Source organism: Arthrobacter sp. StoSoilB13 (assembly GCF_019977255.1).
Lineage (GTDB): Bacteria > Actinomycetota > Actinomycetes > Actinomycetales > Micrococcaceae > Arthrobacter.
In genome coordinates this window covers 1,783,883-1,800,125 of the sequence record NZ_AP024647.1, presented here as the reverse complement: position 1 = coordinate 1,800,125, position 16,243 = coordinate 1,783,883, and the positions used below count along the sequence as shown (strand labels likewise).

Genomic DNA, 16,243 nt, shown 5'->3' with positions numbered 1-16,243 from the left:
CAGTCGCGTAACCCTCCACACCTGGCTTCCCAGAAAGGCAATCACCCCATGACCACTACCGCGAACGAACTCTCGTACCGCATCGAGCAGAAGCGCAACATCAACGGCGCCTTCCCCGGCCCCAAGTCGCAGGCACTGGCCGAGCGTCGCTCCGCCGTCGTTGCTGCCGGCGTCGCTTCCGGCGTCCCCGTTTACGTTGAAGACGCCGACGGCGGCATCATCCGCGACGTCGACGGCAACTCCTTCATCGACCTCGGCTCCGGCATCGCCGTGACCAGCGTCGGCGCGTCCGATCCCGCCGTCGTCGCCGCTGTCCAGGAAGCTGCTGCGCACTTCACGCACACCTGCTTCATGGTGACCCCGTACGAGGGTTACGTAGCTGTGGCCGAGCAGCTCAACCGCCTCACCCCGGGCGACCACGCCAAGCGCACGGTGCTGTTCAACTCCGGCGCTGAAGCCGTGGAGAACGCCGTCAAGGTTGCACGCCTGGCTACCGGCCGCGACGCAGTGGTTGCCTTCGACCACGCCTACCACGGCCGCACCAACCTGACCATGGCACTTACCGCCAAGGCCATGCCGTACAAGACCAACTTCGGCCCGTTCGCGCCCGAGGTCTACCGCATGCCCATGAGCTACCCGTTCCGTGAAGAGAACCCGGAGATCACAGGTGCCGAGGCCGCCAAGCGCGCCATCACCATGATCGAGAAGCAGATCGGTGGCGACCAGGTTGCCGCGATCATCATCGAGCCCATCCAGGGCGAGGGTGGCTTCATCGTTCCGGCCGAAGGCTTCCTCCCGGCACTGTCCGCATGGGCCAAGGAAAAGGGCATCGTCTTCATCGCCGACGAGGTCCAGTCCGGCTTCTGCCGCACCGGCGAATGGTTCGCCGTTGACCACGAAGGTGTTGTCCCGGACATCATCACGATGGCCAAGGGCATCGCCGGCGGCCTCCCGCTGTCCGCGATCACCGGCCGCGCCGACCTGCTCGACGCCGTACACCCGGGCGGCCTCGGCGGCACCTACGGTGGCAACCCGGTTGCTTGCGCAGCAGCACTTGCAGCCATCGACACCATGGAACAGCACGACCTCAACGGCCGCGCCCGCCACATCGAAGAGCTCGCCCTGGGCAAGCTCCGCGAACTGGCCGAAGAAGTTTCCGTGGTTGGCGATGTCCGCGGCCGTGGCGCCATGCTGGCGATCGAACTTGTCCAGCCCGGCTCCAAGGAACCGAACGCCGAGCTCACCAAGGCTGTAGCCGCTGCTTGCCTCCAGGAAGGCGTCATCATCCTGACCTGTGGCACCTACGGCAACGTGATCCGCCTCCTTCCGCCGCTGGTCATCAGCGATGAGCTGCTCATCGACGGCCTCGAGGTCCTCGCTGCAGCCATCAAGGCCAACGCGTAAGATTTTCTCGCTGTAACGCAGGAGGGCCGGGGTTTTCCCCGGCCCTCCTTGTGCGTTTAACGCCGGGTTCGCGGGAAAGCCCTGAGTTCGCCGGAGGTTTCCGGGCGGTCTGGCACCTTTCCCGCGTCCTCGGCGTCCTCGTTGCAGGAAGCGCACGACGGCGGAGCCCGCCTAAGTGCCCAGCGTCAGGTTTTTCTGGTGGCCGTGTCCGTCGAGTTGGACGTCGATGACCAGGGGATCGGCGCTGACAAGGGCCACGCCAGCATCCGAATCCACAAGGGTGCCCCACGCAGAGCCGGTGAGCGTGATCCGCACGGAGGACTGCGTCCGCGATGGATCTGCCACGGACACGGCCAGTCTGTCCCCGGTTTCGCGCAGAGCAAGGGTGCAAGGCCCTGAGACCGAGTAATCCCCAACGCCGCCACCTGCGAAGAAGTTGGCCAGCACCAGGTTGTCCTTGGCGACCTTCACCATGTGGACGTCCGCCGAGTTGGCCAGCACTTTCACGCCGTGGTTTGCGGACTCTGAGAACGTGACTTCATGGCTTGCGGCAGGCAACACCATATATGCGTAGCCAGCTCCCACAGGATCCACCCCGTGGTGATGCGTGATGGTCACGTAGTCCCGGGTGACAGGATCAGGGGATCCTCCCGTGTCTGCTCCGGAGTTGACGTCAAACCAGCTTCCTGTCCGGTGGATCACCGCCACCTCCGGAGAACCGGAGACGCCCGGCGCTTCAAGGAAGACGTAGCCGCCATGACCGTCGATGTGGACCGACCTCTGAACCGTCACGGCGGCGTCCCCGGGAGCCAGGGAACGGTTCCGGGAATCCGTCCGCACGGAAGGCACTGAACCCGGAGCAAAGGACCTGTTCTCGATGGTGGTCCGTACCGCAGCCCCACCAGTGCCCGAGATGCCGGCGCCCAGGCAGACCACCGCGTCATCCAGGAAGAACCACGATTTCCTTCCGGAAAGTGTCTTGTTGTGGTTCAGGTGGTCCATGCCGATGACGCCCCAGCGGGCATCCACGGTGAGTCCGCCGGCGAACGCCTGAAAAGCGCGTGGGATGCCGGTTCCTGCAGTGCCTGCTCCGCTAGCCCGCACTTGATCGTTGACGGTGGTTCCGGGAAGGCCATACGGGTCCACGGTGGGCCAGAAGTCGGCGCTGAACTGCGAAGGGTCTTGCCGCGTATAAACGAAAGTCATGCCATCGCCTTGGTACCAGCCGAGGTTGTTCTCGCTGTTTCCCCATTCGTAGCGGCCGATCCTCTTTGATGAGAGGTTTACAGTGCAGCCCCACTGCGGGCGGTGGTGGACCAGCCTGTCCTGGTCAGCGAACATCCGGCTATACACCGGTGCCGGTGCTGAAACCACTGCGGAATCGGACAGGACGCCAAGCGACAACAAGGACTTCGCCAGGCTCTGTGTTGGATGCCCCACGAGTTTCTGGTCGGCAGAGCGTTCCAGCCAGCCTTTGGCCAAGGCGAGGAACCTTGAACGGTAGGGCTCATCGCAGCCGGGTGCCAGCAGCAAGACGGCGGAGATGAGGGCAAAGCCACTGACGTAGTCGGGCTCGCGCTGACGGGACACGGCACGGCCGCGGATGGTGTCCATGATGCGGCCGTCCCACACGAAGGGTGCATAGGTGTCCTCCACTGCATCCAGGAGCACTGTGCGCTTGGGGTCGTTGACTGCCCACGTGCTTCCACCGAGCATCGCTATGATCTCGGCGATGCCAGCCAGAGCCACCACACCGTAGGTGCCGGCATAGGGCAGATAACCGTGCTGCACGAACGAACCGTCTGTGTAGAAGCCATCGCCGCTGGTTACGTACGTGAAAACGCTGTTGGTCCCGCCGCGGACGGTGTCACTCAAGGCGTCCCTGCCAAGGGCAATATCGTCCACATTGTTGTCCAGGATGCCCCGCATGCAGCAGGCCAGGGACTTGTCCACGCGGTTTGCCCCGGTCTCTGCAAGGGATGTGGCGCGTCCACGCCAATTAGGGTTCGGCGCGAACCAGCGGACGGCTGCCAGCAATGACGTCCGCAGGTCTTCGGGGACCTCTGCGTACATCAATGTGAGGATGTCCACCGTTTTGCGTGGCACACCTATCTCCCAGAACCACCAGTTGCCCGCTGCCCGCATTCCGGATTTGTAGGCGGTGTCATTCAGGAGTTTCAGGCCAGCCACTATATCCGAGGCCAATTGGGGGTTGCCGGCATAAGGATTTCCTGGAACCGCATAACCCAAGGCCATGTCATAGAGGCGGTTGAAGTGCAGGCCCATGTTGCCTGTGGCCGCCGTCGACTGTCCAATGCCTGTCAGGGGAACGTCATTCCACAAGGACGTCCGGGTGGCTGTCTTATCCAGGGAAGTCCACCAATTTTCCGCGGTTTTCCCCATTCCCTGCAGCTGGGCAGCAAGCTCCGGGATGCCCGCAGCACTTTGTCCGCCTGTGAGGACCATGCGGCGGCGTCCTATGAGTTCCTGTAGCCCGGGTGCCGGTTCCGCAAAGGCCGGGGCAGAGCTGGAAAGCAGGGCTCCGGCCAGTGCGGCGGCACCAGCAGCGCGGAAGAGGGTCCTACGGCTCAGTGTGGGTCCATTGAGGGTCAAAACGGCTCCGTTCAAAACTGTTGCCAGCAAAGCCGGGCATATCCATGTGACTGTCATCTGTGGTTGTTCCCGATCTGGGAAGACCCGTGAATGCCAGGTACTTGGGTGTGCCTCTGGATATTGGCAAGTTGGGGGTGGACGTGGCGGCGAAAGTTTCCGCCACCTTATGTCCGCTTGATGGACCCCTCAACAGAAATGAACAAAAGTGCTCACACACCGAGTACGCGGGAACGCGTCGAGACCGCCCGAGGTTTCCGGGCTCTCACGCACCGTTCCGGCGACCTCGTTGCAGGAAGCGCTCGACGGCGGGGGGCTAGGCGCCCGCAGCGGCCGCGATCCGGGCCTTTTTCTTCATCGACGAGTTCTTCCTGGCCGTGCGCAGCATGTCCACCGTGAGCACCAGCAGGGCGAGCCACACCACGCAGAATCCGATCCAGCGGGCCGTGGTCATGGTCTCGTTGAAGACGGCCAGCGCCACGATGAACTGAAGAATCGGTGCGAAATATTGGAGCAGACCGATGGTGGTCATGGGCAGGCGACGGGCTGAGGCGCCGAAGAAGAGCAGCGGCACAGCCGTGATGACGCCCGATGCCAGAAGCAACCAGAAATGCCCGGGCCCCTGGGCGGTGAGTGTCGCGACGCCGCTTACGCCCAGGACAACCATGGTGGCGGCTGCCAGGGGAGCCAGGACCACTGTTTCAACGGAGAGGCTGGTGAGCGCATCGACCCTGGGACCGACCCGCTTCTTAACGAACCCATAGAGACCGAAGCTGAAGGCCAGGATCAAAGCAATCCAGGGAAGCTGCCCGTAGGAAAAGGTCAGGACGCCCACGGCAACAAAGCCGATGCCCACTGCTGCCCATTGGAGTGGCCGCAACTTCTCCTTGAGCACGAATACACCGAGCAGGACCGACACCAACGGGTTGATGAAGTATCCAAGGGATGTTTCCACTGCGTGCCCTGTGGTGACACCGAAGGTATAGGTAAGCCAGTTGATGGCTATCAATCCAGCTGCCACCGCCAGTGGGCCAAAGACGGAGCGGTCCTTCACGGCGGCGCCGAAGACCCTCCACGCCCGCGTGACCGTGATCAGCAACGCGCAGAAGAGCAGCGACCAAACCACGCGGTTGGCAACGATTTCGATTGCCCCCGCCGGTTGAAGCGCGAGGAAGTACAGCGGAAGCAGTCCCCACAGACTGTAAGCACCAATGCCAAAGAGGATTCCCGCCGTCGACTCGCTCCAGATCGGCTTTCCTCCGCGGGTCCTGCCGCCAGAGGTGTCGCCGCTAAGTTCACTGGACGCACTCACAGTCGCGGGTTGGCTGGAAATGGACGAGTTTGCGGTGATCTGCTCGGGTGTCGACACAATGTCGCCAACACCAAATGGGAACGCAATATTCCGCAATGTTGGCATCAATCGCCTGTTTTCTTGTGACTCCTGCCATATAGGAGGCCGGGTGCGGGGCGGACATCTAGAATTGGAATCTGCGCGCCCCAACAACGGCGTGGCTTACTGCTTCGGAAGGGCTTACGGTGTCCAACTCAGCCGCAACCACCCCCAAACGTCCGCTTCGCGTCGCCATCGTGGGCGCCGGTCCCGCCGGCGTGTATGCCGCCGACATCCTGACCAAGTCCAACGAGGTCAAGGACGGGGACGTGGAGGTCAGCATCGATCTCTTTGAGGCGTATCCTGCGCCTTATGGGCTGATCCGCTACGGCGTGGCGCCGGACCACCCCCGTATCAAGGGCATCGTCAACGCCCTGCACAAGGTGCTGGACAGGGGCGACATTCGTTTCCTGGGCAACGTCACCTACGGCAGGGATCTGACGCTTCACGATTTCCGTGCTTTCTATGACGCCGTGATCTTCTCCACGGGGGCCATCAAGGACGCGGACCTAAACATCCCGGGCATCGGGTTGGAAGGGTCCTTCGGCGGAGCCGATTTTGTTTCCTGGTACGACGGGCACCCGGACGTTCCCCGGGATTGGCCGCTGGACGCCAAGGAGATTGCCGTCATCGGCAACGGCAACGTTGCCCTTGATGTGGCTCGCATGCTGGTCAAGCACCCCGATGAGCTGCTGGTCACCGAGATCCCCGAAAACGTCTACGAGGGCTTGAAGAAGTCGCCTGTTACCGACGTCCACGTGTTTGGGCGCCGCGGTCCTGCGCAGGTTAAATTCACCCCGCTGGAATTGCGGGAGCTGTCCCACTGCAACGACGTCGACATTGTCCTGTACCCGGAGGACTTCGAGTTTGATGAAGCCTCCGATGAGGCAATCCGTACCAACAACCAGATCAAGACCATGGTCAACACCATGACCAACTGGCTGGTGGAAGAACACGCGGAATCCGAGCAGCCATCCTCGCGCCGTCTGCACTTGCACTTCCTGCACAGCCCGGTGGAAATCCTGGACTCGCCGGAAACTCCCGGCAAGGTTTCCGGCATCAAGTTCGAGCGGATGCAACTGGATGGAACCGGCAACGTCAAGGGCACCGGTGAATTCCTGGAGTACCCGGTGCAGTCCGTCTACCGCGCGATCGGCTACCACGGCTCGCCGCTTCAGGAGCTTCCGTACGATGCCCGCCGCGGTGTCATACCGAACGACGGCGGTCGCGTCCTGGACGCCGACGGCAAGCCCGTGCCGGGAATCTACGCCACTGGCTGGATCAAGCGTGGACCTGTAGGCCTGATCGGTCATACCAAGGGCGATGCACTGGAGACGATCGGCTGTCTCCTCGAGGACCGGCTCACGTTGCCGCCAGCAGAGAACCCGGACCCCCAGGCCATCATCGATCTCCTTGAAGAACGCGGCATCGAATACACCACCTGGGAGGGGTGGAACCGCCTGGATGCCCACGAGGCCGCCCTCGGTGCCGCCTGGTCCAAGTCGGAGTCCGAATCCGGCAACGGCAACGGTGTGATCCGGGAACGCATCAAGGTAGTCCCGCGTGAGGAAATGATCCAGATCTCGCGTGGCTAGCCCTTGGGTTTGTGTACACCGAACGTCCTCGCAAAAGGCGTCAGCTGTACACAAACTCCATTCCTGGAACTAGACTTTCGGGTACTGTGCCGCCAAGCACATGCACGCAGCGCACTGTCGCTGCGAATTACCGGGGAGTTCGATGAGGAATCCAATCCATCCGCCTGTTCCAGGCACCGAAGCCGGAAGGCTGCTGCAGAAGCGCGCCCTGGCTAGCCATGAACAATTGGATATGCTGCGGGACGGGACTCCCGAGGAAATCTCGGGCCTCCGGCGTTTGGTGCGTGAGTCCTGGCAGCGTTCGGCCACTCTGCTGGCCAATCCTGATATCCCTGAAGCGCCACTTGCGATGGACCGCGACGAACTGGAGGACTACCGCCGCCAACACCCGCTGGCAGCGATCATGCCGGTGATCAGGAAGTTGCTGGTCCAGCCCAGCCATGACAGTGGGTTGCTCGTGGCGGTGGGGGACGACGTCGGTCGGCTCCTGTGGGTGGATGGCGATCCAGTCATGCAGCGCAGGGCCGAGGGAATGATGTTCGTTGCGGGTGCCGATTGGTCTGAAGCCTCAGTGGGTACAAGTGCTCCCGGGACGGCGCTCGCCCTGGATCGCAGCATCCAGATCTCCGGGGCCGAGCATTTCAAGAGATCAGTTCACCCATGGAGTTGTACTGCTGTTCCCTTCCATGATCCCGATTCCGGTGCCGTGCTGGGCGTCGTGGACATCACTGGAACCGAGACCGCGGTGGCCCCGCACACGGTATCCCTGGTGGAAGCAACCGTTGCGGCTGCACAGGCGCAGTTGCGCATCGAGCGTCTCCAGCTGGCAGCTGCCGTACGGGAAGGACCGCGACGCCGGAGCTCAGCTTCTGCTTCCAGCCACACTCTTTACCGCAACAGCCTGCAGTTGTTGGGCCGTGACCAGGCCCTTCTCAGCATTGATGGCCGGACAGTTTCCTTGTCCGCCCGCCACAGCGAAATCCTGGCTATCCTCTGCAGCGAACCGGCCGGCCTCAGTGCGGACGACCTCTGCGCGCAGCTTTACCCCGGAGATGGCTCGGGAGTGACTTTACGGGCGGAAATGGTGCGGCTGCGCAAAGTTCTCCATGAGCTCAGCCCCGGCGCGGTGCCCGAATCGCGACCCTACCGCTTGCCCGTTGAGTTGCTTCCCGATTCAGGCCAGGTGCTCAGTTGCCTGCAGCGGGGAGCCCACCGTATTGCCTTGGAGATCTACAAAGGCGCAGTCCTGCCGCGCTCGGAGGCGCCCGGCGTCGTGGAGTTGCGTGAGCGGGTTTCGCATCTGCTGCGGGAAGCGCTCCTCAGCGACGGCAGCGTTGATTCGCTCCTGAAGTACGCTGAGCTGCCCGAGGCGAAGTACGACGTCGAACTCCGCCTTGCCGTCCTGAAGCTGCTGCCGCCGCGCTCACCCAAGCGGGCCGCCGTCGTGGCCGACCTTGAACGGATCGACACGGAACTCAAAGCGTGAGCTGACTCACATGGTTGCAACGTAGCTGCAACCTGCCCGCTCCTAGGCTCGAATCAATGGCGACAGCCACCGTGATTCGCAGCAAAGGAGCTAGCAATGACCGTTTATGCACAGCCGGGTGCCGAGGGTTCGAAGGTCACCTTCAAGGACCGGTACGAGAACTGGATCGGCGGGGAATGGGTTGCCCCCGTCAAGGGCGGCTACTTCGAAAACATCACGCCTGTCACAGGCAAGGCTTTCTGCGAAGTTGCCCGTGGCACATCCGAGGACATCGAACTGGCACTCGACGCCGCGCACAAGGTCGCACCATCCTGGGGCAAGACGTCAGCGACAGAACGCGCCGCGATTCTGAACAAGATCGCAGATCGCATAGACGAGAACGTGGAGCTGCTCGCCGTTGCTGAGACATGGGACAACGGCAAGCCCGTCCGCGAGACCCTCAACGCGGACATTCCCCTGGCTGCCGATCACTTCCGCTACTTCGCTTCGGCTGTCCGCGCCCAAGAGGGCCACCTTTCGCAACTGGATGACGACACCACCGCCTATCACTTCAAGGAACCACTGGGCGTGGTGGGCCAGATCATCCCCTGGAACTTCCCCATCCTCATGGCCGTGTGGAAGCTGGCCCCCGCGCTCGCCGCCGGGAACGCCGTCGTGCTTAAGCCAGCGGAGCAGACGCCAACGTCGATCCTGGTACTGATGGAATTGATCGCTGACCTACTGCCCGCAGGCGTAGTGAACGTCGTCAATGGTTTCGGCGTCGAAGCCGGAAAGCCACTGGCTTCCAGCCCCCGTATCCGCAAGATCGCCTTCACGGGCGAGACCACCACCGGCCGGCTTATCAGCCAGTACGCGTCCAACAACCTCATCCCCGTCACCCTGGAACTTGGCGGCAAGAGCCCCAACATCTTCTTCGACGACGTCGCAGCCCAAAATGACGCGTTCTACGACAAAGCACAGGAGGGCTTTACGCTCTTCGCCTTCAACCAGGGCGAGGTTTGCACCTGCCCGTCACGTGCCTTGGTCCAGGAGGGGATATACGACTCCTTCATGGCTGACGCCGTAGCCCGCACCAACAAGATCATCCAGGGCAACCCGCTGGACACGGAAACCCAGATCGGTGCCCAGGCTTCCAACGACCAGCTGGAAAAGATCCTCTCCTACATCGACATTGGAAAGCAGGAAGGTGCCAAAGTCCTCACGGGCGGCGCGCGGGCCGAGCTGTCCGGCGACCTTGCCGGCGGCTACTACGTCCAGCCCACGATTTTCGAAGGCCACAACCGGATGAGGATCTTCCAGGAAGAGATCTTCGGCCCTGTGGTCTCCGTGACCAGGTTCAGCGACTACAACGACGCAATCGGCATCGCCAATGACACCCTGTATGGCCTTGGTGCCGGCGTGTGGTCGCGCAACGGAAATGTCGCCTACCGCGCGGGCCGGGAAATCCAGGCCGGCCGCGTGTGGGTGAACAACTACCACGCCTACCCGGCCGGTGCCGCCTTCGGTGGCTACAAGTCCTCAGGCATCGGCCGTGAAAACCACGCCATGATGCTGGACCACTACCAGCAGACCAAGAACCTCCTGGTCAGCTACAACGAGAACAAACTCGGCTTCTTCTAAACCCGTCCTGTTCATCGATCAAAGGAGATCGTCAATGTCCGCAACCATGCAAGCTGCAGTAGTCACTGAATTCGGAACCGACCTTACGGTCAAGGAAGTGGAAAGGCCGACGCCGGGTCCCGGCCAGGCGCTGGTCCGCCTCATCGCCTCGGGAGTTTGCCACACCGACCTCCACGCAGCCGAAGGCGACTGGCCGGTCAAGCCGACCCCACCGTTCATTCCCGGGCATGAAGGCGTGGGTGAAGTCGTCGCTCTGGGTGAGGGTGTCACGGACGTTGCCGTTGGCGACCTCGTGGGGAACGCCTGGCTGTGGTCCGCCTGTGGGGACTGCCAGTACTGCCGCACCGGCTGGGAAACCTTGTGTGAGTCCCAGCAGAACGGTGGTTATAGCGTGGACGGCTCGTTCGGCGAGTACATGCTGGTGGACACGCGCTTTGCTGCCCGCATCCCGGAAGGCTCGGACCCGGTGGAAGTCGCGCCGGTTCTGTGTGCCGGGGTTACGGTCTATAAGGGATTGAAGATGACGGAGGCCCAGGCCCGGTCAATGGGTCACGATCTCCGGTATCGGGGGCCTGGGCCACATCGCGGTCCAGTATGCGGTGGCCATGGGGCTCCGGGTCGCGGCAGTGGACATTGCCGACGACAAGTTGGCGCTTGCTCGTGAACACGGCGCCGAGCTAACGGTCAATGCACTCCATGAGGATCCGGCGGAGGTCATCCAGCGCGAGACCGGTGGCTGCCACGGTGTCCTGGTGACGGCGGTCCACCCTTCTGCTTTCGGGCAAGCGATCGGCATGGCACGTCGTGGCGGAACCATCGTGTTCAATGGTTTGCCGCCGGGCGACTTCCCGGCGCCGATCTTCGAGATCGTCCTCAAGGGACTCACCGTCCGGGGATCGATTGTGGGTACCCGCCAGGATCTTGAGGAAGCGCTGGAGTTCTATGCCCAGGGCAAGATCAAGCCAACGGTCTCCACCCGGGAACTCTCCGAAGTCAACGCGGTCTTTGACGAGATGAAGCACGCCAAGATCGATGGCCGAGTGGTTCTGAAGTTCTGATGGACCACCCCGTGTTGGAAGCCGCGGTGACGCTGCCCGGGGAGGATTTCTCCCGGGTGGCGCTCACCGCGGCCTCTGTCGAACTGTTGCGGAAGCTCTGGGAGCAGCATGGACCGCTCATGTTCCATCAATCCGGTGGCTGCTGCGACGGCTCCGCTCCCATGTGCTACCCGGCGGGAGAGTTCCTCACTGGTGATTCAGATGTGCTCCTGGGCCGGTTCGATATCAGTGCCGGCTTCGGAACCGGAGCGGACCAGGATCCCAAGCTCCTCGAGTTCTGGATGTCCAGGGAACAGTTCGCGTACTGGTCCCACACCCATCTGACTGTCGACGTGGTCCCGGGCCGGGGAAGCGGCTTCTCTGTAGAGTCCCCGGAGGGGAAGCGGTTCCTGATCCGCTCCACCATCATGGACTGGGACGTACAGGGTGTTTAGTGGTGTGACGGGGGCTACTCGCCTCCGTCACACCAGTCACATCAGTAACGCGGGCTCAGGGACCGTCTCACTATCTGGGATAAATATGGTCGTCCACTGACCGGACACTATTCTTGATGAGTCCTATACCACCCCCATCCAGAATGTGGCATTTTTATGAACATTTTCAGGACCAAGTCGATCGAGCAGTCGATCGCCGACGCCGACGAGCCCGGGCGCAAGCTGAAGCGAAGCCTCAGTACCTGGGACCTGATGATCATGGGTGTCGCCGTCGCTGTCGGTGCCGGTATCTTCTCCGTTGGCGCCAAGGCTGCTGCAAACTTTGCCGGCCCGGCCGTCACCATCTCCTTTGCCATCGCAGCCGTCACGTGCGCCTTGGCCATCATGTGCTATGCCGAATTCGCCACGGCTATCCCCGTAGCAGGCTCGGCCTACGTGTTCACTTACGCCACCATGGGCGAGGTGCTCGCGTGGATCATTGGATGGAACCTCATCCTCGAACTCTTCACGGCGGCCGCGGTGATCGCCAAGTACTGGGGCATCTACCTCAGCAAAGTCTTCGCCCTGATGGGCCTGGACATCCCGCCGGCGCTCAGCCTGGGCGGCGTCGACCTCTATTGGGGCGCCTTCCTCATTGTCGCGATCTTCACGGTGCTGCTGGTGCTGGGGACGAAGTTGTCCGCCCGTGTTGGCAACATCTTCACTTTGATCAAGATCGCCGTAGTGCTGTTCGTGATCGTCGTGGGCTTCAGCTACGTGAAGTTCTCCAACTACACCCCCTTCATTCCCGCTTCCGAGCCAACTTCCGGAACGGGTGCCGCCGATGTCATGAAGCAGTCCTTCTTCGGCTTCCTGACCGGTGCTGCTCCTGCCCAGTACGGTACTTTGGGCATTTTCGCAGGTGCTGCCCTGGTGTTCTTCGCCTTCATTGGCTTTGACGTTGTTGCAACCTCCGCGGAAGAGGTCAAGAACCCGCAGAAGACTCTGCCCCGCGGTATCTTCGGGGGCCTGGCTGTGGTCACCCTGCTCTACATCCTGGTCTCCCTTGCTTTGACCGGCATGGTCTCCTACACCCAGCTGGCAGAGGAAAAGAACCCCACATTGACCACGGCTTTCGAGGCCGTAGGCAACAACGACGCCGCCAAGGTCATTGCGTTCGGATCCCTGGTGGGCCTGACCACCGTGATCATGGTGCTGCTCATGGGCCTTTCCAGGGTGGTTTTGGCCATGAGCCGCGACGGGCTGCTGCCGCGGTCCCTGTCAAAGACCAGCGCGAAGCGCTCCACGCCAGCACGCCTGCAGATCATTTGTGGTGCAGCAGTGGCACTGGTGGCCGGGTTGACCAACGTGGATCTCCTTGAGGAAATGATCAACATTGGAACGCTGTCCGCGTTCGTTATGGTCAGCCTGGGAATCCTGGTGCTGCGCAAGAAGCGTCCGGACCTCAAGCCTGCGTTCCGGGTCCCGTTCGGCAAGGTCCTGCCATGGGTTTCCGCCATTCTGTGCATCTACCTCATGACCAACCTGGCAGTCGAAACCTGGATCTTCTTTGCGATCTGGCTGGTCATCGGCATGCTCATCTACTTCTCCTACGGGCAGCGCCACTCGCGGCTCAACGAGAAGTTCGCCTCAGCCAGGTCAGCCGTTAAGGGCGGTTCTGCAACCCCCGCGGTCAAGGGCGACGAGGACGAAGACTCCTTTACCAAGGTCTAAACCAATCACAGCCGCTTGTCAGACAGCTGGCTGGAATCACCATCGAAAGCGCTCGGGAACTGCAATTCCCGGGCGCTTTTGGTGTTCCCGCGGGCCTTGGTGTTCCGGACGCCTTGGTGTTCCCGGGCGCTGACTGACGGCGGATTGCGCGCTGTTCCGGGGAGGACCAAGTCCTAGGGTGCAGCGTGCTTCCCAACCCACTCCACCAGCGGCCTCAGCACTTCCCAGCGGTCAGCGATCTCCTTTTTTGCCGACGGCCCTGGAGAGCCATTCCGGCTCACCAACCTCGATGCCGGCAGACAAGGACTTGTGCTTAAGGAGCTCGGCCCGTGGATGGTCTTTGTCGAAGCCCCGCGGAACGGTCTTGAGCTTCTCGCCCTGGATGGCGAAACCCGCTGCGGCAACTGAGTCCACAATCTGCTGCAGTTCCCCTCCGCTGTCGGGAGCGTCCACAGCCGCGCGGAAGCGTGCCAATTGCGCGGGAGTGTATGAATGGCAGCCGCCGCCGATCAACAGACCGTCGGCACTTACCTGGAGGTAGAACCCGAGGCCTTCCTGCGACGCTGCGAAGGCGCCCTGGGCCGTCTTGTAGGGCGACTTGTCCTGGGAGAACCTGATGTCCCTGTTTGGCCGGAAGATCTTCGCCGGCCCGAACTCAGGCTCCAGCTCCGAAAGGAGGGCCGCCAGCGGCTCCTTGACGGCGGCGTCGTAGGTGTCTTTGTGTTCCAACCACCACTCGCGGTTGTTGTTCTCTTCCAGTTCTTCATAGAAGCGGAAGGCTGCGGACGGAATTCCCTCGAATGTGCTCATGGAAGGATCCTATGGACCGCGGCACCAGAGCAGCCAGAGCCCAGCCCGCCTATGTGGAAAAACAAAGAAGAACACCCCGCTGCGGCGATCCGCAACGGGGTGTTCGACCTGGTACTTACCGGCTCTGATGCTTAGAGCTTGTTGGCTGCTTCGGCGTCGGAAGCGGTCTGGCCTGCACCGAGGTTGGCGCGCAGCTTGGCGCCGAGTTCGGCGTCAACGTTGGTCCAGTACTGGATGGCGCGTTCCTTGATGTCGGCGCTCTTCACACCACCCACGGCACCGGTGATGGTGTCCAGCAGGCGGGCCTTGGCGGCGTCGTCGTAGACCTCGCGGTACAGGGTACCGGCCTGGCCGAAGTCGCTGTCCTCGGAGTGCAGGGTGTGGGCGGAGAGGGTGAGCTCGCCGTCGTTCTCCCAGCCACCTGCCGGTGAAGCGGGCTCAACAGCAGCCGGGCCACCAACGGAATTCGGTGCGTAGACCGGGGTGGAGGGGGCGTTGAACAGGTAACGTCCGGCGCCGTCCTGGCTGTAGTTGTTGACCTGGTTCTTGGGCTGGTTCACCGGGATCTGTGCGTGGTTGGTGCCCACGCGGTAGCGGTGTGCATCGGCGTAGGAGAAGATGCGGGCCTGCAGCATCTTGTCCGGCGAGGCAGCGATGCCCGGTACGAAGTTCGACGGCGCGAAGGTGGCCTGCTCGATCTGCGCGAAGTAGTTTTCCGGGTTCTTGTTCAGCTCCATGGTGCCCACGTGGATCAGCGGGTAGTCCGCGTGCGGCCAGACCTTGGTGAGGTCGAACGGGTTGAAGCGGTACGTCTTGGCGTCCTCGTAGGGCATGACCTGGACGTGCAGTTCCCACGAGGGGAAGTTGCCGGCTTCGATGTTCTCGGAGAGGTCGCGGATGTAGAAGTCTGCATCCGAGCCTGCCAGCTGCTCAGCCTGGTCGCCAGTGATGGTCTTGACGCCCTGGTTGGACTTGAAGTGGTACTTGACCCAGAAGCGCTCACCGGCGGCGTTGATCCACTGGTAGGTGTGCGAGCCGTAGCCCTGCATTTCACGCCAGGAAGCCGGGAGGCCACGGTCGCCCATGAGCCAGGTGACCTGGTGTGCGGATTCAGGGGAGAGGGTCCAGAAGTCCCACTGCATGTCAGCGTCACGCAGGTGGGTACCCGGGAGGCGCTTCTGGGAGTGGATGAAGTCCGGGAACTTGATGCCGTCGCGGATGAAGAACACCGGGGTGTTGTTGCCCACGAGGTCGTAGTTGCCCTCGGAGGTGTAGAACTTCACGGCGAAACCGCGGGGGTCGCGCCAGGTGTCAGGAGAGCCATTCTCGCCGGCAACGGAGGAGAAACGGATCAGCATGTCCGTCTCGACGCCCGGCTGCAGGAACGCTGCCTTGGTGTAGGCCGATACGTCAGAGGTGGTCTTGAACGTACCGAAAGCGCCGCCACCCTTGGCGTGCACTACACGCTCCGGGACCCGCTCGCGGTTGAACTGTGCAAGCTTCTCCACCAGGTAGTGGTCGGTCAGGATGATGGCACCGTCGGCGCCGACGGACTTGGAGTGCGCGTCGGAAGTAACGGGGGCACCTGACTGGGTTGTTGAAATAGCAGTCATTGTTCTCCTTGTTCTTATTTTTGAGTTACGGACGTTTGTTTGGGGAGCTGTTGTTTAGCCTGGCAATCCTGGCAGATGCCCTGATACAGGACGTCTGCGATCTGGATGGTCATGGGCTTGGAATTTTCATCCCAGTGCGGTGTGAGGCACGGTGCGTGTCCCACGGCGCAGTCCACGTCTTCCACGCGGCCGCAACTGATGCAGACGGCGTGGTGGTGGTTGTCGCCAACCCGGGTTTCGTAGAGCGCCGGGGAGTGCGGGGGTTCAAAGCGGCGCAGCATCTGCAGATCCGTGAGGTCGCTGAGCACAACGTAAACGGACTGCGCCGTCAGTTCAGGGAGCTCTTTGCGGGCAGCGGCAAGGATGCCTTCTGCCGGGGAGTGCGGATGGTGCTGGACCGCGGCCAGCACTGCCAGCCGCTGTTTGGTCACACGCCTGCCGTGGGCATGCAGGGCACTGGCCCATGCTTCCTGGTCGGCTGTGTGATCGGTCATGCACCCATTGAAGCAC

10 protein-coding genes and 2 pseudogenes are annotated in these 16,243 nt (G+C 62.2%); 7 read left to right on the top strand and 5 right to left on the bottom strand.

Annotated elements, in window-relative coordinates:
- Positions 1-48 precede the first annotated feature (48 nt).
- The gene (gene gabT, locus LDP01_RS08475) at positions 49-1,404 is read left to right on the top strand and encodes a 4-aminobutyrate--2-oxoglutarate transaminase (protein ID WP_224088442.1); all 1,356 of its coding nucleotides are present in this window, start codon (positions 49-51) and stop codon (positions 1,402-1,404) included.
- A 171-nt stretch (positions 1,405-1,575) separates the two neighbouring features.
- On the opposite strand, the gene LDP01_RS08470 is transcribed toward gabT, so the two are convergent.
- Both LDP01_RS08470 and rarD read right to left on the bottom strand, forming a co-directional pair.
- Complete coding sequence (locus LDP01_RS08470; protein ID WP_224088440.1) at positions 1,576-4,017, bottom strand: polysaccharide lyase 8 family protein; 2,442 nt, start codon at positions 4,015-4,017, stop codon at positions 1,576-1,578.
- 313 nt (positions 4,018-4,330) lie between these two features.
- Positions 4,331-5,422, bottom strand: coding sequence for an EamA family transporter RarD (gene rarD, locus LDP01_RS08465; protein WP_224091123.1), 1,092 nt, complete (start codon positions 5,420-5,422; stop codon positions 4,331-4,333).
- Positions 5,423-5,550: 128 nt separating this feature from the next.
- On the opposite strand from rarD, the gene LDP01_RS08460 reads away from it, so the two are divergent.
- From LDP01_RS08460 to LDP01_RS08435, 6 genes and pseudogenes are all read left to right on the top strand, one after another.
- Complete coding sequence (locus tag LDP01_RS08460) at positions 5,551-6,999, top strand: FAD-dependent oxidoreductase (protein WP_224088438.1); 1,449 nt, start codon at positions 5,551-5,553, stop codon at positions 6,997-6,999.
- Positions 7,000-7,141: 142 nt separating this feature from the next.
- Positions 7,142-8,485: a GAF domain-containing protein gene (locus LDP01_RS08455; RefSeq protein WP_224088436.1), complete on the top strand. Its 1,344-nt coding sequence runs from the start codon at positions 7,142-7,144 to the stop codon at positions 8,483-8,485.
- A gap of 96 nt (positions 8,486-8,581) precedes the next feature.
- Positions 8,582-10,105: an acetaldehyde dehydrogenase ExaC gene (exaC, locus tag LDP01_RS08450; protein WP_224088435.1), complete on the top strand. Its 1,524-nt coding sequence runs from the start codon at positions 8,582-8,584 to the stop codon at positions 10,103-10,105.
- Positions 10,106-10,139: 34 nt separating this feature from the next.
- A pseudogene (gene adhP / locus LDP01_RS08445) lies at positions 10,140-11,163 on the top strand (alcohol dehydrogenase AdhP).
- Positions 11,163-11,597 (top strand): DUF779 domain-containing protein, encoded by a 435-nt coding sequence (locus LDP01_RS08440; RefSeq protein ID WP_224088434.1) that lies wholly within the window; start codon positions 11,163-11,165, stop codon positions 11,595-11,597. Before adhP ends, LDP01_RS08440 begins: the two are co-directional and overlap by 1 nt.
- A 156-nt stretch (positions 11,598-11,753) precedes the next feature.
- The gene (locus LDP01_RS08435) at positions 11,754-13,310 is read left to right on the top strand and encodes an amino acid permease (protein ID WP_224088433.1); all 1,557 of its coding nucleotides are present in this window, start codon (positions 11,754-11,756) and stop codon (positions 13,308-13,310) included.
- 173 nt (positions 13,311-13,483) lie between these two features.
- Here LDP01_RS08435 and LDP01_RS08430 read toward each other — a convergent pair.
- The 3 genes and pseudogenes from LDP01_RS08430 to LDP01_RS08420 all read right to left on the bottom strand — a co-directional run bounded on the left by LDP01_RS08430 (position 13,484) and on the right by LDP01_RS08420 (position 16,227).
- Positions 13,484-14,120: pseudogene (locus tag LDP01_RS08430) on the bottom strand (DUF2461 domain-containing protein).
- Positions 14,121-14,251: 131 nt separating this feature from the next.
- On the bottom strand, positions 14,252-15,733 hold the full coding sequence (locus LDP01_RS08425; protein ID WP_224088432.1) for a catalase: 1,482 nt from the start codon (positions 15,731-15,733) through the stop codon (positions 14,252-14,254).
- Between the two features lie 14 nt (positions 15,734-15,747).
- Positions 15,748-16,227: a Fur family transcriptional regulator gene (locus LDP01_RS08420; RefSeq protein ID WP_224088431.1), complete on the bottom strand. Its 480-nt coding sequence runs from the start codon at positions 16,225-16,227 to the stop codon at positions 15,748-15,750.
- Between the last annotated feature and the right edge of the window lie 16 nt (positions 16,228-16,243).